This window comes from Geobacter sp. (assembly GCF_030834625.1).
In the GTDB taxonomy this organism is placed as follows: Bacteria; Desulfobacterota; Desulfuromonadia; order Geobacterales; family Geobacteraceae; genus Geobacter.
The window spans coordinates 37,317-54,667 of record NZ_JAUQXO010000077.1 but is presented as its reverse complement, the minus strand read 5'-3'; the positions used below and the strand labels follow the sequence as shown (position 1 = coordinate 54,667).

17 protein-coding genes are annotated in these 17,351 nt (G+C 63.1%); 6 read left to right on the top strand and 11 right to left on the bottom strand.

Going from position 1 to position 17,351, the window contains the following annotated elements; genetic code table 11:
• The gene (gene arsS, locus RCH91_RS19185; RefSeq protein WP_306536682.1) at window positions 1–957 is read right to left on the bottom strand and encodes an arsenosugar biosynthesis radical SAM (seleno)protein ArsS; all 957 of its coding nucleotides are present in this window, start codon (window positions 955–957) and stop codon (window positions 1–3) included.
• Window positions 957–1,631 (bottom strand): TVP38/TMEM64 family protein, encoded by a 675-nt coding sequence (locus RCH91_RS19180; protein WP_306536680.1) that lies wholly within the window; start codon window positions 1,629–1,631, stop codon window positions 957–959. The genes arsS and RCH91_RS19180 overlap by 1 nt, the downstream gene beginning before the upstream one ends.
• 291 nt (window positions 1,632–1,922) lie before the next feature.
• Here RCH91_RS19180 and RCH91_RS19175 point away from each other — a divergent pair, with 291 nt between their 5' ends.
• The 6 genes from RCH91_RS19175 to RCH91_RS19150 all read left to right on the top strand — a co-directional run bounded on the left by RCH91_RS19175 (window position 1,923) and on the right by RCH91_RS19150 (window position 7,174).
• Complete coding sequence (locus RCH91_RS19175) at window positions 1,923–2,891, top strand: polyprenyl synthetase family protein (RefSeq protein WP_306536679.1); 969 nt, start codon at window positions 1,923–1,925, stop codon at window positions 2,889–2,891.
• 133 nt (window positions 2,892–3,024) lie between these two features.
• Window positions 3,025–4,128 (top strand): nitrogen regulation protein NR(II), encoded by a 1,104-nt coding sequence (locus tag RCH91_RS19170; RefSeq protein WP_306536677.1) that lies wholly within the window; start codon window positions 3,025–3,027, stop codon window positions 4,126–4,128.
• A 10-nt stretch (window positions 4,129–4,138) separates the two neighbouring features.
• Window positions 4,139–5,524: a sigma-54 dependent transcriptional regulator gene (locus tag RCH91_RS19165; protein WP_306536676.1), complete on the top strand. Its 1,386-nt coding sequence runs from the start codon at window positions 4,139–4,141 to the stop codon at window positions 5,522–5,524.
• Window positions 5,521–6,033, top strand: coding sequence for a TlpA disulfide reductase family protein (locus RCH91_RS19160; protein WP_306536675.1), 513 nt, complete (start codon window positions 5,521–5,523; stop codon window positions 6,031–6,033). The genes RCH91_RS19165 and RCH91_RS19160 overlap by 4 nt, the downstream gene beginning before the upstream one ends.
• 3 nt (window positions 6,034–6,036) lie before the next feature.
• The gene (locus tag RCH91_RS19155; RefSeq protein ID WP_306536673.1) at window positions 6,037–6,765 is read left to right on the top strand and encodes a cytochrome c biogenesis CcdA family protein; all 729 of its coding nucleotides are present in this window, start codon (window positions 6,037–6,039) and stop codon (window positions 6,763–6,765) included.
• Between the two features lie 4 nt (window positions 6,766–6,769).
• The gene (locus RCH91_RS19150; RefSeq protein ID WP_306536671.1) at window positions 6,770–7,174 is read left to right on the top strand and encodes a glyoxalase/bleomycin resistance/extradiol dioxygenase family protein; all 405 of its coding nucleotides are present in this window, start codon (window positions 6,770–6,772) and stop codon (window positions 7,172–7,174) included.
• A 270-nt stretch (window positions 7,175–7,444) separates the two neighbouring features.
• Here RCH91_RS19150 and RCH91_RS19145 read toward each other — a convergent pair whose 3' ends face one another.
• The 9 genes from RCH91_RS19145 to RCH91_RS19105 all read right to left on the bottom strand — a co-directional run bounded on the left by RCH91_RS19145 (window position 7,445) and on the right by RCH91_RS19105 (window position 17,339).
• Window positions 7,445–8,719: an NAD(P)/FAD-dependent oxidoreductase gene (locus RCH91_RS19145; protein ID WP_306536669.1), complete on the bottom strand. Its 1,275-nt coding sequence runs from the start codon at window positions 8,717–8,719 to the stop codon at window positions 7,445–7,447.
• Between the two features lie 37 nt (window positions 8,720–8,756).
• On the bottom strand, window positions 8,757–9,278 hold the full coding sequence (gene msrB, locus RCH91_RS19140) for a peptide-methionine (R)-S-oxide reductase MsrB (protein WP_306536667.1): 522 nt from the start codon (window positions 9,276–9,278) through the stop codon (window positions 8,757–8,759).
• A gap of 35 nt (window positions 9,279–9,313) precedes the next feature.
• A complete protein-coding gene (locus RCH91_RS19135; RefSeq protein WP_306536665.1) occupies window positions 9,314–10,942 on the bottom strand; it encodes a DedA family protein in 1,629 nt (542 codons plus the stop codon).
• Window positions 10,943–10,966: 24 nt separating this feature from the next.
• The gene (locus tag RCH91_RS19130; protein WP_306536662.1) at window positions 10,967–11,419 is read right to left on the bottom strand and encodes a YHS domain-containing (seleno)protein; all 453 of its coding nucleotides are present in this window, start codon (window positions 11,417–11,419) and stop codon (window positions 10,967–10,969) included.
• An 89-nt stretch (window positions 11,420–11,508) separates the two neighbouring features.
• Window positions 11,509–13,644: a cytochrome-c peroxidase gene (locus tag RCH91_RS19125; protein WP_306536660.1), complete on the bottom strand. Its 2,136-nt coding sequence runs from the start codon at window positions 13,642–13,644 to the stop codon at window positions 11,509–11,511.
• 103 nt (window positions 13,645–13,747) lie between these two features.
• The gene (locus RCH91_RS19120) at window positions 13,748–15,577 is read right to left on the bottom strand and encodes a lysophospholipid acyltransferase family protein (RefSeq protein ID WP_306536659.1); all 1,830 of its coding nucleotides are present in this window, start codon (window positions 15,575–15,577) and stop codon (window positions 13,748–13,750) included.
• A gap of 13 nt (window positions 15,578–15,590) precedes the next feature.
• Complete coding sequence (locus RCH91_RS19115) at window positions 15,591–15,986, bottom strand: DoxX family protein (RefSeq protein WP_306536656.1); 396 nt, start codon at window positions 15,984–15,986, stop codon at window positions 15,591–15,593.
• 34 nt (window positions 15,987–16,020) lie between these two features.
• Complete coding sequence (locus RCH91_RS19110) at window positions 16,021–16,791, bottom strand: NRDE family protein (protein WP_306536654.1); 771 nt, start codon at window positions 16,789–16,791, stop codon at window positions 16,021–16,023.
• Between the two features lie 5 nt (window positions 16,792–16,796).
• On the bottom strand, window positions 16,797–17,339 hold the full coding sequence (locus RCH91_RS19105; protein ID WP_306536652.1) for a hypothetical protein: 543 nt from the start codon (window positions 17,337–17,339) through the stop codon (window positions 16,797–16,799).
• Window positions 17,340–17,351 lie beyond the last annotated feature (12 nt).

The following is a 17,351-nucleotide window of genomic DNA, read 5'->3' as shown; positions in this document are numbered from 1 at the left end:
TTACGCCAGTGAGCCGGTGCAGCTCGATCCCTCGCCGGCGGTGCAGCAGTAGCAGTGCTGGGCCAGGACGAGTTCAGTCCCCGTAGTGGCCGCCTCATCAAGGTTGTCTATGGTAAGAATTGTACCATTGCTCCCGGTTATCGGCTGGCCGATGGCCTGATTAAAGTCGCAGTTGTAGAGAATCCCCTGCCAGTCGATGCTGACGAGGGTCCGGCACATGATGGCGGGGGCCGCGTCGGGGTTGAAGCGGGTGGCGAGGGTGGTCAGGTAGCGCTCGTAGGTGCCGGTTGCCTCCAAGTGTTCCCGGAAACGGCCGATGGGGGCGTTGGCGATGGTGTAGAGGTTGTTGAAGCGGATGCCGTAGCGCGTCAGGAGTTCTGCCCGGTAGGCTTCTTCCAGCTCCCGCTGGGAGCCGGGTATGAAGGGACCGCCCGGGTTGTAGACCAGGTTCAGCTCCAGGGTGACACCGTAGCCGAGTACGTTCAAGGTCCGCAGGGCATCGATACTCCGGCCGAAGACACCCGGACCCCGCTGACGGTCCACGTTCTCCTCCAGATAGCAGGGGAGGGAGGCGATGACCACCAGTTCCTGATCCCGGTAGAAGGCCGGCAGCCACTCCATGCCCGGTTCGGTCAGAATGGTCAGGTTGCTCCGCACCATCCGGCGGGGGGAGTGGCCCCGGGTTCCCTCCACCAGGAAGCAGAAGTGGGGATTCATCTCCGGGCAGCCGCCGGTGATGTCAAGGGTAATGCCAGGGCGGCGGGACAGAAACCCCACGATCTTCTCCATCACCTCCGGCCCCATGATCCGGTCTCCGGCAGGGGATGCGTTCACGTGGCAGTGTGCGCAGCGCAGGTTGCAGAGGTTGCCCAGGTTCACCTGGAGGGCCTGGAGCTCCTCGAAGGTGGCGTACCCCGGGTCGAGTTCGCGCAGCCGTTCCTTAAATACAGCAACCATCAGCTTCTCCTTACGAGTTTTTTGTAGATGACCGGGATCAGGGAAAAGAGCCCCAGCAGGGCGAAGGAGCCCAGGACCCGGGGTGAGGCGGCGTCAGCCGGGTTCGTGATGGTGGCGAGGCTCGCCCCGGCGTTCACGTAGACGAAGCCGCCGGGGATGATGCCGATGAGGGTGCCGATGAAAAAGGTACGCAGCGGAAGGCGGGTGAGCCCGGCGGCAAGGTTGATGAGGAAAAACGGGAAGAGGGGGACGAGCCGGAGGAAGAGGAGATAGTTGAGCCCGGCCGTTTCCAGTTCCCGGTTGATGGCGGTGAGCCGATGGCCGAATCTCTTCTGGACCGCGTCGTGAAAAAGGTAGCGGGTCACGAGGAAGGCGAGGGTGGCGCCAATGGTGGCCCCGGTTACCGCATAGACCGTACCCATGAATGCTCCGAAGATGGCGCCGGCCGCTAGGGAGAGGATGGTGGCGCCGGGGAGGGAGAGGGCGGTCTGCGCCACGTAGATGCCTATGAACAGCGAGACGGCGGCGAGGCGGTTCTGCTCCGCAAACGAAACAAGAATATTCCGGTTCGCCTTGAGGGACTCAAGGGTCAGGTACTTGCCGAGCCCCGACGCGAAGAAAAGCGCCACAATAAGCACGATGACGGCGATGATGATGAATTTCTGTCTGGTCATGGGAAGTTTATAACTGCCACCTGAGCCGGGTGTCGAGTACTTTCTTGACGAAAAGGGGTACGCTGGGCCGGTTGTGGGAGTTGTCGGGAAGTAGGGCCGGTGCCATGGGGGCCTCTCTGGGGTGCGGTTACGTCAACCTCAGTATAGCCGAGGTGGGCCGCCGGGCAAATCAACCGGACGTTGAAAGCTGGTTAATCCGCGTTGGATGGCGGTTTGCGGGGGCAGAAAAGCTTTGACAAAACAGGCGTAATTCCCGTAGTATTGCCGAAATCTTAGTCTGAGGTTGTCTTAATGCATGCTGCTCTTGCCCTGGTCGGTGACGACCTGAAAAACGTCGAAGCACAGTTCAAGAAGGACCTTGAATCGGATGTCTACCTGATCCGCAAGGTGGGGGAATACGTCCTCGCCAGCGGCGGGAAGCGGATCAGGCCGGCGCTCCTTCTCCTCTCCGCCAAACTGTGTGGCTACACCGGTGATCGGCATGTGCCCCTGGCAAGCGTCATCGAATTCATCCACACCGCAACGCTCCTCCACGACGACGTGGTGGACAGTGCCACGTTGCGCCGCGGCAACGCCTCGGCCAACGAGGTGTGGGGCAACGAGGCATCGGTTCTCGTGGGCGATTTCCTCTTCTCCAAGTCGTTCTCCCTCATGGTTGAGGCCGGCGATCTGCGGGTCCTGAAGGTCATGTCCGGCGCCACCACCATCATCGCCGAGGGAGAGGTCCTCCAGCTTCTCTGCACGAGCGACATGGATATGACACAGGAGCGCTATATCGAGGTGGTTAAGAGCAAGACCGCCGTCCTCCTCTCCGCCGCATGCGAGGCGGGCGCCATCCTCGGGAAGGCCACGCCGGAGCAGGAGCTGGCCCTGCGGGACTACGGCATGGACCTCGGCATTGCCTTCCAGCTCATGGACGACACCCTCGACTATACCGCCAGCGAGGAGCAGTTCGGCAAGGAGATCGGCCACGACCTGGAAGAGGGGAAGATCACCCTGCCGCTCATCCACACCCTTCGCAAGTGCACTGACGAGGAGCGGGAGACGATCGCCGCCATCGTGGAGAAGGAAGTCATGGAGCCGGGCGACTTCGAGGCTGTTTTCACCCTCGTCCACAAATACGGCGGCATCCAGTACACCACCCAGGTGGCCGGCGAGTACATCGCCCGCTGCAAGGAGCACCTTGAGGCATTCCCCGACTCGACGGAAAAGCGCGCGCTCGTGGATGTGGCAGACTACGTTGTGAGCCGCAACCGCTAAAGCCCTTCACTGTTTCCCGGAAAGCACCCTCGACACCAGTCTTACCGCTCTCGGCTCATCCGGTCCGGCGCCAGCCGGGCCTGGCTGATTTCTCCCTTGCAATCTAGCCGGCCATCCTCTACATAATCAGTCCATGACGCTGACAGGCCCCCTCCGCATCCTGCTTCTTGCCGTTTTTGTCGTCGGGATCAGCCTTTTTCACTACCTGACCCCGCTTCATCTCCCCGCGCTTCATGACATCTTTCAGAGGCTCTACTACCTGCCGATTATTCTGGCGGCCCTCTGGTTCGGTCTGCGGGGCGGTCTCGCCGCCTCGGTCATCGTCAGCATCCTCTATGCCCCCCATATCCTCTTCCAGTGGGGGGCCAGCCCGTCCCTGGAGCTGGAAAAGTTTCTGGAGATTCTCCTCTACAACGTGGTGGGTGGGGTCACGGGATTTCTCTGCCAGAAGGAGGAGGAACGCCGCGAGGAGCTGGAACGGACTGCCCGGCGCCTGGAGGAGTCGTACCGCACGCTCCGGGGCCAGGCCGACCTCATCATCGGCATCGAGGAGCAGCTGCGCCGGGCCGAGCGGCTGTCGGCCCTGGGGGAGCTCTCGGCGATGCTGGCCCATGAGATACGCAACCCCCTCGGCTCCATCCGGGGGACCGCGGAGATCCTGCGGGACGATTTCCGGCCGGGGCATCCGAAATACGAGTTTCTGGAAATTCTCCTCAAGGAGACAGACCGGCTGAACCGGGTGGTGGAGGATTTCCTCCGGCTTTCCCGCCCCATCGACGGGGAGAGAAAGACCTGTGACCTGGCCGCCGAACTGCGGGAACTGGTAACGCTCCTCGGGAGCGACGCCGCGGCCCGGGGGGTGCGCATTTCCCTTGAGGTGGACGAGATCCCGCCGGTGACCGGAGACCGGGAAAAGCTGCGGCAGGCTTTCCTGAATCTGCTCCTGAACGGTATCCAGGCCACGGGCGCGGGGGGGACTGTGGCCGTGCGGGGGGCAGTGCTTCCCCGCCGCGGCGATGAGCCCCCCTTCGTGGAGCTTGCGTTTACCGATACCGGGGTAGGGATCCCGGGGGAGAGCCTCGGGAAGATCTTTACGCCATTTTTTACCACAAAAGAGGGTGGAACTGGCCTCGGGCTCGCCATCACCCAGCGGATTGTGGAGGGGCACGGCGGGATAGTGACGGTGGAGAGCGAACCGGGGCAGGGGACCACTTTCAGGGTGCGACTCCCTGTGTGAGGAGTGAAGAGTGGGGAATGGCGAAAAGAAAACTGTCAGGGTTCTGATTGTCGACGACGACGTGTCGCTGCGTCGGGTGCTCGAATACAACCTCCAGGAGGAGGGGTACGAGGTGCTTACCGCCGGCAGCGGCGAGGAGGGACTGCGTCTCTTCGATGAGCGGGGACCGGCGCTTGTGGTGACTGACCTCAAGATGCCCGGCATGGGAGGCTTTCAACTCCTCAGGGAGGTGAAGGAGCGCTCGCCCGATACGGTCGTCATCGTTATCACCGCCTTCGGCGCCGTGGAGGCGGCGGTGGAGGCCATGAAGGCCGGAGCCTATGATTTCATCACCAAACCCTTCAACCGCGAAGCCCTGAAACTGACGGTCCGCAAGGCCCTGGACATGCAGGGGCTCTCACGGGAGAACCGGCGCCTGAAGGAGGAGCTCTCCGAGCGGGAGGAGTTTCGCAGCATCATCGGCATTTCCCGACCCATGGAGGAGGTTTTTCGGGTCATCGACCGGGTGGCCGATACGGACGCCACGGTTCTCATAACCGGCGAGTCGGGGACCGGCAAGGAGCTGGTGGCCCGGGCCATCCATGGCCAGAGCTCTCGACGCACCGCCCCCTTTGTCGCCATCAACTGCGCGGCCATTCCGCGGGATCTGCTCGAAAGCGAGCTCTTCGGCCACGTGAAGGGGGCCTTTACCGGAGCGGTCCGGGACAAGGCGGGGAAGTTCCAGCAGGCCGAAGGGGGGACCCTCTTTCTCGACGAGGTGGGGGAGTTGCCGGTGGAGCTCCAGTCGAAGCTTCTGCGCGCCCTGCAGGAGCGTGAGGTGCAGCCGGTGGGGGGAACAGCTACGGTAAAGCTCGACGTGCGGATGGTGGCTGCCACCAACGCCGACCTGGAAGAGGCCATTGCCGACGGGCGCTTCCGGGAGGATCTCTTTTACCGTCTCTCGGTGATCCCAATACACCTGCCGCCACTCAGGGAGCGGAAGGAGGATATCCCGCTGCTGGTCCGCCACTTTGCCGCCAAGCACGGGGGTGCTACGGTGACTTTCACGCCGGAAGTCCTGGAGGCCATGGCCGCCTATGGTTGGCCCGGCAACGTGCGGGAGCTGGAGAACACCGTGGAGCGGATGCTCATCATGCGCAACAGCGACGCGATTCTACCTGACGATCTCCCCGAGAAGGTGAGGCGCGGCCGCCAGCCCCAGCGGGAGTGCCAGATCATCAACCTTCCTGACGAGGGGTACTCCCTGGAGCAGCTCGAAAGGGAGATTGTCGTCGAGGCCCTGGAACGTAACAACTGGAACCAGAGTTCGGCGGCCCGCTTTCTGCGGATACCGCGCCATACCCTCATCTATCGCATGGAGAAGTACATCATCACGACTCCGGAGAGAAAGAAATGAGAAAGATTTTCCTGGCCCTGCCGATTCTTATCCTGGTGACCCTCATGGGGTGCACCAAGGGGACGAAGCCCGCCGTCGAGGGGAACCCGGCCCCCGATTTTACCCTCAACACCCTGACCGGTGAGGTGGTGAAGCTATCGGACCTCAAGGGCCAGGTGGTGCTCCTCAACTTCTGGGCCACCTGGTGTCCCCCCTGCCGCCAGGAGATTCCCTCCATGATGCGGCTCAATGCAGCCATGGCGGGAAAGCCGTTCCGGATGCTCTGCGTCTCCATCGATGAGGGGGGGAAAGTGGCGGTGGAGGAATTCTTCCGCACGAGCGGTTTCAGCCTCCCTGCCCTCATCGACACCGACAAGCGGGCCGGCAAACTCTACGGTCTGACCGGTGTCCCCGAGACTTTTGTCATCGACAGGAACGGTGTTATACTCAAAAAGGTTGTCGGTGCCATGGAATGGGACCGCCCCGAGGTGATCGCTTTCCTGAACGACGCAGTTTCCAAGACGAGGTAGTTAATGGAATCATCCAACGTCAGTTTTTTCGGCGCCTTCATTGCGGGGCTTCTTTCGTTCCTCTCCCCGTGCGTGCTGCCGCTCATCCCTTCCTTCATAACCTACATCACGGGACTGTCTTTCGCCGATCTGCAGGAGGAGCACCCAAGCCACAAGGTACGGCAGCAGACCATCATCCATACGCTCCTCTTTATCGCCGGATTCACCACAGTCTTCGTCCTCCTGGGGGCATCGGCGACCTTTATCGGCGGTTTTCTCCATGAGCACATGAACGCCATCCGGAAGGTGGGGGGGATACTGATCATCATCTTCGGCATCCATGTTACCGGGCTTGTTCCTATCCATCTACTGCTGGGAGAGAAACGGGTCACCGTCCACCGCAAGCCGGCCGGCTACCTGGGAAGCTTCCTCGTGGGGCTTGCCTTTGCAGCCGGGTGGACCCCCTGCATTGGCCCCATCCTCGCTTCCATTCTCATGGTGGCGGCCACGGAGGAGACGGTTTCCAAAGGTATACTGCTCCTCTTCATCTACTCCATGGGACTCGCTATTCCGTTTTTCGCCTCGTCCCTGGCCATGCACCAGTTCCTCGTCGTCTTCAACCGCTTCAAGAAGCATATCCGTATCTTCGAGATCATTACCGGCGTATTCCTCATCATCGTCGGAGTCATGATTTTTTCCAACTACCTGAGCGTCCTGTCGCGGTTCAGCATGAAGTGGTTCGGCGGGGAGTGACATCGTGGCGGGGACCGGTGTCTCAATCCAGTTGACCGTCGTGGACCTGGATGCCACCGAGGCGTTTTACGCCGGCATCCTGGAGCTTGACGTCATGCGGGCGCTGACCGCCCGCGGAGCCCCTGAACACCTGACCCTGAAGCGGGACGGATGGGAGATCATCTTCGTGGAGGAGGATGCGGTGGTGCGGGCTCACCCGGCGCTGGGGGAGCATTTCGAGGAATTCCCCAAAGGGGTCGGCATGACCATCCACGTGGCGGTCGACGACATTCTTGAGACCTACGAGGCGGTGGTGGAAGAGGAACTGGAGATCTTCTATCCGCTGGAGACCAAGCCCTACGGCATCAAGGAATTCTGGTGCTTTGACCCCGACGGGTATCTCGTTGCCGTGGAAGAGGCCCGCAGCTGAGGGGTAGCAGAAAGCAGTTATAAGAAAAGGGTCGTGAATCTCACGCCCCTTTCTCGTCATCCTTCTTCTCGTTCTTCTTCCCGGAAGAACAGGTATCGGCCATTCAGGTGGGAACACCGAGCCTCGGCAGAACTATTTTGTTGAGGACGACCCAGAAGGCCAGGAAACCTGCCATCATCAAGAGTTCGTTCATGATATCACCTCCGAATCAACTCTACCAAATATACAGAAAGATGAATAGACATTTTCTCCTCTCCCCCACGTACTTTGTCAGCTGTCGCCTCCTGTGCTGCCGGGGTACGAGCGCCATTCCCGGCTCGTGATCAGGCGGGCTCCCCGGCCGAAGGTGAGATACGACCATCCCCAGTGGAGGATAACGAAGAAGCGGTTCTTGAAGCCGGCCAGAAAATAGATATGGACGAAGAGCCAGGCGAGCCAGGCGATGAAGCCGGAGAAGCGCACCCGCCGGATCTCGCCGATGGCCCTGCTTCTGCCGATGGTCGCCATGTGTCCTTTGTCCAGGTAGGAGAATGATTTGCGCGGCTCTCCCCGCTGGTCTCGAAGGATGTTCCGGGCGCAGAGGCGCCCTTGCTGGAGGGCGACGGGGGCCAGGCCGGGGAGCGGCTCCCCGTGCTCGTCCCTGCAGTGTGCCTGATCGCCGATGACGAAGACCTCGGGGCGCCCCGGAAGGCTCAGGTCAGGCTGCACGATAACCCGCCCCTGGCGGTCCAGCTCGCTTCCGAGCATTGCGCCGATGCCCGAAGCCTTCACCCCCGCTCCCCATAGGACCGTCGCGGCGGGGGTGGTTTCACCTCCCGCCTCGATGCCGTCAGCGTCGATCCGCGTTACCATGCACGAGAGTCTGACCTGGACCCCGAGTTCTTCCAGGTAGCGGGTAGCATCAGCGGAGAGTTTTTCCGCGAAGGCGGAGAGTATCCGCGGCCCTGCCTCGATCAGGATCACACGGCTCATGGTCGGGTCGATGGTCCGGAAGTCCCGGGCCAGGGTGTAACGGCTCATCTCCCCGATGGCGCCGGCCAGCTCAACCCCTGTGGCTCCCCCCCCGATGACGACGAAGGTGAGGAACTTCTGCTGTCGCTGCGGATCCCGCTCAAGCTCCGCCTCCTCGAAGGCGGAGAGGACCCGGCGGCGGATCTCCGTTGCCTGTTCCAGGGTCTTCAGCCCCGGCGCGAACTCCTCCCATTCCTCGTGACCGAAGTAGGCGTGCTGGGCCCCGCAGGCGAGGACCAGGTAATCGTACGGAAACCGTTCGGCGGAGACCGCGACGGTCCTTCCGGCGAGGTCGATCTTCGTCACCTCACCGAGCAGGACCCGGACGTTGCGATGCCCCGCCAGCAGGCCCCGGATCGGGGCGGCGATGTCGGCCGGGGAAAGCCCTGCCGTCGCCACCTGGTAGAGGAGGGGCTGGAAGAGGTGATGGTTCTTCCGGTCGATGAGGGTTACATCGACCCCTGGCCTGCTCCCCAGGACCTTGGCGGCATTCAGTCCGCCGAAGCCGCCGCCGACGATAACGACACGTTTCATGGCGCGATCCTGTCCGCCGGTGTGCCGGCGTTTCCGGTCACTCGGCCTTCATGAACTTCAGGGCCGCGGAGTTCATGCAGTAACGCAGCCCGGTCGGCTTCGGCCCGTCGTCAAAGACATGGCCCAGGTGGGCGTCGCAGCGGCTGCAGAGGACCTCTGTCCGGGTCATGAAGAGGCTGCGATCGGTCTTGGTGGCGATGTTCTCCGGGGCGATCGGTTTCCAGAAGCTGGGCCAGCCGGTCCCCGACTCGAACTTGTGTTCCGAGCTGAAGAGGTCGTTGTCGCAGCAGACGCACTGATAGATCCCCTTCTCGTGATGGTTCGCGTACTGGCCGGAGTAGGCCCGTTCGGTCCCCTTCTCGCGGGTGACGTGGTATTGCTCGGGAGTGAGCAGCTTGCGCCATTCGGCGTCGCTCTTGATGACCTTTTCACTCATGAAATACCCTTTCTTCTGCACCGAGTAGAGTTTGATGACGGCCGATTTCGCCCTTTCGCCCGAGGCGGCCGCAGCCAGGGCGAAGATTACCAGCAACACCGTCAGCACTTTCAACAGTTTCATGTCGCATCTCCTTTGATGTACCTCGATTCGTTCGTTCACCACGTCTCCGGATACCCCTGCGCCAACCGACGATAGGCGAGAAGGTCGCGGAGGAATTGCCGTACTGTCACGGGGCGGAACCCCCGCCGGCGGTTCCGGGCGCCGATCTCGAAGAGGATGCCGAACTGCTCGAAGAGCACTGAGTATCCCTCCGTGAGGCGTGTCCGGGCATCCCAGATGTGGGTCGCCTCGGCGCCGGCGCCGTTGATCTCGACGATGGCGAACCCTTCGCCCCGTGTAAGCTCTTCCTCGGACCGGAAGCGGAGGTCGATGCGGCCGAAGTGAAACTCCGGGATGGAGCGGGCGATTTCGTCGATCCGGGCGGCGAGCGCCGGCGTGGCCAGCTCTCTTCCGTTGCGAAAGATCGCCCCCTGACAGTGGTTCCCGGCAAAGACCAGGGGCACCCGCTCTCCGGTCGCCGGAATCGCCTCCTGCCTCTCCCGGTGGCGCCGAAGGTAGACCCGACGCAGGCGACGGGCACGGGGATCGGCCAGAATCAGCTCCCGCAGGGTCCGCTGCCCGTCACCCGTCACCGCGGGAAATTCCTTCCGGGTGACGGAGAAGATCCTCCCGCGCTCCTCCCCCGGCAGCCGGTACCAGAGGATCCCCGCCTCATGGGGAAAGGGAACGAGCGCCTGAAGGATCATCCGGGCGCCGGCTGGAAACGCCTCCAGGTAATCCCTGAGCTCCCGGCCGTCGTGAAGCGGCCTGACCCCCGCTCCCCGCTGTCCCACGTTGGGCTTTGCCACGAGGGGGAAGGCGAGGCCGCTCCGTTCCAGGACGGCGGCTGCTTCGGCGCAGGCCGCGTCGATGGAGACGCCGGCCTCCTTCCGCCAGGCCACCCACGGGGCCACCCAATGCCGCTGCTCCTGCGGCACGAGCGCCAGGATCGCCCCCTTCGACTCCCCGATGAATCCGCCGGCGTAGATGGAGGGGTTCGCCGCCGTCGGCAGCAGTATCCCCCGGTGCCGCAGGGAGAGCCAGAGCCACCAGGGGACCACCGGCAGGTAGAAGAGCCACGGGGGCCAGAATTCAAAGACAGAGGTGATCGGCTCCGTTGCCTCCCGGCCGATCTTCCTGCGGCGCCGGGCCCCGAGCCACTGGCCGAAGGCGATGAGCGCCACGAGGGTGAGTCCCACGGGGAGCTTCATCCGCCCCGCCCGTTCCAGGGCTGCCCCGCCGAGGTGGACGGTAAGGGAGAGGAGGATGAGGGTCCAGGCGACCGATGCGGCCACTGCCACGGCGAGGAACCTCCCCGCCGGCACCTTGAGAATGCCGGCGGCCACGTAGGTGGGGAGCCGCATCCCCGGCAGGAAGCGGGATGAGAGGACCGCCGAGGCCAGGTTCCGTCCGAACCAGGCCGAGGCCCGCTCCAACCGCTCGTGGTCGATGATTCCCCACCGCTCCACCCGTTCCTTGGCGAACCGCCCCAGGAGATAGAGGCCGAAGTCCCCTCCGGCGATTCCTATGGTGAGCCCCACAAAGGCGGTGGCGAACGACATCTTTCCCGCCGCCACCAGGAGGCCGCTGCCGACGGTGGTCGGGTCTTCCAGGACGAAGGTGCAGAGAGCGGCGATGGCTCCCTGGAGGAGCGGCATCCCCATCGCCCCGCGGGCGAGTTCCATGAACCAGTGGGCGAACTCCAAGGGCTACTTCAGGACGCCGGGCCAGTTCTTGTTGGCCTTCTCGATGAATCCTGGGATGTCCGCCTGCCACTTTTTCTGGATGTCCTGGTCGTAGTTCAGGTAGAGCTTGCTGTCGACGATCTTCCAGGCCTTCGGATCGATGTCGGCCGTCTTCCCCATGGCCACCGCATAGGCGCAGTAGCCGCCGTACCGGGGGGCGTACTTGTCAGGGGCGGCCTTGAATTGGTCACGGTGCTCGGCGCTTGCGAAGAACCACTTGGCCCCCTTCCATTCGTAGGTGAACTCCTTCTTCCCTTCTACCGGTTTCCCATCGGTGAAATAGGCCACCGGGTCGTACCCCTTGATTGCCTTCTTGCCGATGAGGGTGGTGTTGATCTCGCTCTTGGCTCCCCAGGCGACGGGGGCGGCGATGACGAGCATCAGGCCCACAAGTATGAGTGATGACAGCGTTTTCATGGTGAACCTCCTGTTTCATGTTGTGGGGAAAAAGCCGAACCCGGACCACGCCCGAAAGCGGGTCCGGGACGGCGGACAACACTATCGGGTTATGGGTTCCCCTGTCCCGAGAGGAGCGTCAGCGAGTATGTCGCCGGCGGCGCGTAGTGCTGCTGCTTGAAGAGCAGCTTCACGTCGATGCTCTGGCCGGGAAGAAGGACACCATCGGGGAGGAACACGCGCAGATACGGATCGCCGGCGCTCGTGGTCCCGCTGGCGTTGTCCAGTCGGCTTTGCTGCGAAAGGCCTTTGACGACCACGAGAAGGTGCGTGTCTACCATCGACGAACTGCTGTTGGTGAACCTGTAGTCGTCGATCTGGCTCCGGCCGTTGCCCCTGCGGGTGGAGTTGCTCAGTGCCATGTCCACCTGCCCGGTCACGTCCAGGAACTCGAGACCCATGTCGCGCCGGGAAAGGGCGTCGTTGTTGTCCTGCGGCAGGCCGCTGAGTGGCCGGCCGTCAATGGCGCCCAGGGCCGCGAGATCCGGACGGTATTTCGAGTAGGTGAAATCACGCTCGTTCAACTGGAACATCCTTGTCGGCGATTTGGGATCGTGGCGCACGAACGCGGGATCGTAGAGGCCGTTCTCGAGGAAGTCGGTGAGATCGTCCACTTGATTGTCGCTCAGGCCCAGGCCGGGAGGCGAGCCGGGTCCGCGCGGGTGCGTGAAGCGCTCTGACAGCGTCCCTGCCGCGGCGGCCTCTGTGTCCTGTGGCACACCGGCGTTGAAATACCGGACCACGTCCTTCACGCTCGTGAACGAGCCGTTGTGGAAAAAGAATCGGGCGTCCTTGAGCTGCCGTAGCGTCAGCGTGCGGAACTTGAAGGCATCGCTGTCACGGCCCGTGATTTCCCTGCGTCCGTCATCGCGGAAGTTGGGATCATTTCTCGCTACCTTATTCAAGGCCTGGAGCGGGTGGTCGGCGAGCCCGAGGTTGTGAAAGTTCTCTTCCACGAACTGACCGACGCCGGCCACGTCGGGATCGTTCACCTGCTTGTTGAGCATCGGTCCGCTGTGGCAGGTGTAGCAACCGGCTCCACCCTCTGTCGCCGGCGTGAAAAAGAGCCTGGCGCCCCGGCGCTGCTTGAGCGTCAGCGCACGATTATCTCCGGCCAGGTACCGGTCCCAGGGAGTGTCCCGGGTGACCGTGGTTCGCAGGAAGGAAGCCGTCGCCCGAAAGATGTTCATGTCGTTGATCAGCAGGTTCAAGTCGCCCGCGGCGTCGGCCTGGGCGGCCTCCTCGGGGAACGCATCCCGGAAGAGCTTCTGATAGGTGGCGTACTTCTGCAGTTCGGCCGACTGAGCTTCCAGCATCCGGTGAGCATCGAGCAGCAAGAGCGCGATGTTCTCCTGCGCGGGATGCCCGAACGGGTTGAGGCCCCCGGGCGATGCGTCGGGCTCGCCTGCGAACCCGCCCATCAAGAGGCGGTTGTTGAAGGCGGCGCCGATACAGCCTGGCGCATTGCGCGCGACGCTGTCCAAGGCGTCGAGTCGACCGGTTCGCAGCAGCTGACCAGGGTCCGGTAGCTTGCGACCCCGGGCTGGACTGCCCACCGCGAACTCGTAGATGTCCGTGAGCGTAGGGATCTCGTCCACCAGCGCGTCACCGGGGAAGAGAGGGGTCTGCCGCAGGATCGGGAGTATGGACAGGTCCGGCCGCCGGCGCGGAATGAAGTTCCCCTGTGCGTCCGTGTAGTGCCGCCCCTCGCCTCCGGCGGCGAAGTTCAGCAGCGTGCCGGCCTTCGACGCCGATTCGCCCTGGTGGCAGGTGGCGCAGGAGGCGGTCTGCGCGGTGGCGGGGATGCCACCGAACTCCGGCCGAATCCTGACCATTCTGACCGGGTCGTGGAAGAGCTGTTTGCCGAGGTAACGCTTCGCCTCGGTTGTCTGGAAGAACGGGTCAGGCATTCCATTAGGAAGCCGCGGCTGGGGAAGGTCGGCATCGTTTGCCGGAACCTTCAGCTTGGAGATGCCACCGACCTGCTGGTCGATGAACTTGCGCAGCTTCGTGGGGTTGTTGCCCTGAACCTGATCAGCCGAAGCGATTCCGCAACACAACAGGAAAGCGGCCAGGGTGCCGACCACCTTCTTCGGGAACACATGCCGGTAGACCGGCACCGCCGTTGGAGTGTCTCCTTGTCGATCAGCGGCCTCTGCAAACTGCCATTTCGGTTCGTCCTTCATGTTTGTGCCTCCTGAGGTCATAACGCTCCCTCGAAGAGGGAGGCATGACGGTTTTGGGCCGTCACAAAGACGGCCGTTCGGGTTTCCTCCTCTTGATTCACCCCTATGCGCTCCGCCGCACGGCCTCATCCCCCTCCCGGGAGTGCCAGGCGAGAAACGCCTTTGCCCCGTCCTTCCCCATGTACCGCTCCAGGGTTTTTCTCTCCGTCTCCAGGAGGTCCACGAGGACGAGGCCGTCAAGGACGTCGCTGAATTCCCGGTCGATGTTGAAGCCCAGAAACTTCCCCCCCAGATTGACGTAATGCCGTAGAAGGACCGGTATCCCCTTGTGATCCACCTCGATGTCGGCGACCATGGCGGCAACGTCCTCCAGGTCGAGAGCCGCGGGCAAGCCGCCGGCCGGTTCGCACCCCCGAACTTTGAGCGGCTTGAGCCTCAGGGGGGTCCGGGCGGTGACCATGCGGGCCAGCTCGGGGATGAGTCGCCCCTGCTGGAGGGAGCTGGCGATGAGCTGCCGGGAGAGGTCGCTGTACTCCCGGCTGATGCTGACCGCCCCGAAGAGGACACGGTAGCGGGGATTTGCGGTCACGAAGCGGCCGATCCCCTTCCAGAGCAGCAGCAGGGGGGCGTACGATTTCTGGTACTCGGGGCGGACGAATGATCTCCCCACCTCCAGGGCAGGGCCGATCCGGTCAAGGAAATCGACGCGGTAGGTGAAGAGTGTGCTGGTATAGAGTCCTTCCATGCCAAACCGCTGGATGATCGTGTCGGTCTCCCCCAGCCGATAGGCCCCCACCAGCTCCCGCTTCTCCCGGTTCCAGATGAAGAGGTGGCGATAGTGCCCATCGAACCGGTCCAGGTCGGCGGAGTGGCCGGTCCCTTCCCCCACCTCGCGGAAGGTTATCTCCCGCAGCCTTCCGATCTCCCGCAGGATTGCGGGAATCTGCACGGCATCGGCCTGGAACACGGCGAACGCTCCGCTCTCCGCCAGAAGCTGCCCGGCCGGCAGTCTCCCGATCTCCTCCTCAAGGCGCTGTGACTCCTCGGGAGGGGCCACCGGCCCATGGTCAGGGGTAAGACGACCTTTCTCCCTCCCCTCAACTTCTCCGCTTCCCAGGAGATAGGTGCGCAGACGCAGGTAGCCGACCAGTTCGCGGTCGGACGGAAAACCTGCCAGCTTGTTGACGGGAATGGGGGCGCCGATCCTGACGCGGAGAGTCGTTCCTTTCTTGTTAAGCAGCTCACGGGGAAGCATGGCTGTCCGGAGGCGGGGGTGGAGAAGCCCCAGAAGCTGGAAGAGGATGCTGTTGCGCCCGGCGAAGAACATCGGCAGTACCGGTGCCTCGCAGGCCCTGACGATGCGCGCCATGGTCCGGCTCCAGGGGGGATCGGCGATTTCCCGCCGCCGGAGGCTCAGGTGGGAGACCTCGCCCGCCGGGAAGATGACGAGCATTCCCCCCTCCCGCACCCACCGGATGCTCTCCCGGAGCGGCCGCCGGTTGCGGTGCGCGGCACCCTCCCCGCCGAAGGGGTCCACCGTGATGAACAGGTCGCGGAGTTGCGGGATTCGGTCCAGGAGGAAGTTTGCCATGATCTTCACGTCGGGGCGGACCTTCCTGAGGAGGTGGGCAAGGATGACCCCCTCGACGGCGCCGAAGGGGTGGTTTGCCACCACCACGACGGGACCCTGGCGCGGGATATGGCCCAACTCCTCCGCAGATGTCTCGTGGCGCAGGCCGAGCAGGGTCAGGACCCGCTCCGGGAAGGAGTCGTCCCCCACGGTTGCGACGGTCCCGTAGAGCCGCTCGCACCGACGCAGAAGCAGCAGCCGCTCCATGCCCCCGCAGGCAAGGGCGAATGCACCGCGGCGAAGCGGGTCGGTGAAGGGATTGGCGATCCTGAAGATGCCGGATGCGGAGATGTCACCATCCATGGTTCGATCCTCTCTACAATTTGTCGCCGATCACCGGGATCTCCCGGCGGTGGAGGAAGAGCACCACCGCGCAGCTCGCAAAGGTGACCAGGGCGAGGATGAAAAGGGTTCCGCCGTCATCCATTACTACGATCCCGAGCTTGGTCAGGTGGGCGCCTATGGCCCCCGCCATGGTGCCGAGGGCGATGATGGCGCCGACCGCCGCCGTGCGCGGCATGAGGAGCAGGATCGAGGCCACCAGCTCCACCACCCCCGAGCCGATTCTCCCCCACGGTTCCATCCCCAGGGTGGAGAAGATGTAGACCGACTCCGGGGCGCCGGTGAACTTGAAGAAGAGGGTCTGAAGCAGGATGACCGCCGCAACGATCCGCAGAATCCAACTGATGGTCTTTTGTCCTTTGCTGAGCATGGTTACCTCTCTTTTCAACTGGATGTCCGACCTGTTACCCCACGCGCCGGGTTTCCCGGATGCGGCAGCTGCGACCGATGCGCTGGAGCGATGTGGACCTGACCGGCTCGGCTTGACAGGGCGACCCCTCCCAGTAGCGGAACAGGACCGTGCCGGCGTCGACCCGGATATGGCTGAAACTCACCGTCTTCGCGTCGGGGCGATGCAGGCAGACGGAGAAAGGGCCAGCCTCGGGATCGTGGCTGGCATGGTACGCGGCGAGCAGATCCAGCGAAATCGTTTCCTGTCCTGCCGTCATCCGCTCAAAGAACCGCCGCCGGTGTTCGATCACATCCAAGGTTCGGAAAGACGACGTGGTGACCGGCGGTCGGACCGGTTCCCGCACGACTCCGGCTCCGGTACCATCCCAGGTGAGGGTGGCTGCTTTACTGCCCGGCTCGATAACAAGGAGGATGAACGGCCGGTAGCGCCCGGTCTGCTCCTGGGCACAGCGTGTCAGGACCTCCTCTTTAGTGGCGCAGGTAAGTAAAGAGCGTACGCGGTGCCCACGGCTCATCATGCCATCGCTATCTTCGTCGGCGGGCGCTTGGCCGGCGGGATAGTGGTTCACCAGCCCGACGGCAAGACCGAATTCGTTGACACCGAGCCATGTGCCGCCATGGTCCGTGTCGACCGGCGCGATGTATCGCACGCCTCTTTCCACGCGTATCTCCGGAGGCCGGGCGATGCCCCGGGTCCGCTGAACGTCGCGGTTGAAGAGCAGATCGTAGCCATTTTCAGTCATCACCCAGGTGGCAGTACACATGTTGATCATCCTTCATGCTTTGCGGTGGCATACCGCCGCCGGCACTCGATGGTCGACGCGGCAATACCAAACTCCTCGAAGGGCTCGAAACCCTGGATGCGAAGCATCATCGCAATGATGGCGAAGTGATGCACCGTGTGGGAAAGAAGGAACTTCAGCTCGCGTCCGACGGTGGAATGACAGGGGGAAGGTTTCCCCGTGCCGTCATCCCGCTCGTTGTCCCTGACCATTACGCGGCTTTCCAGCAGGCCCGATTGAAACCGGAGCACATCCAGTTCATCGATGGTTCTCCGGCTCTTCCCCATGGCGCGGCTTCTGTCCCGCGAAAGGAGCTCGTTGCGTTCCCGGGCGTCGTAGTCGATGCTCCTGTCGATCCCTGCAAGAAAGCAGGAGTAGTAATCGAGGATGTGGCGAAAGTGCATCCCGACGCCGGTGTTGAAGCAAGGGCCGACGGTGGTCTGGTACAACTGGTCGGTGAGCCGGTCGACCAGGTCGATTCCCTGACGCAGCTGCCGGATGTTTTCGTCAATGACCGTGAGAGTGGCCATCGAGCATCTCCT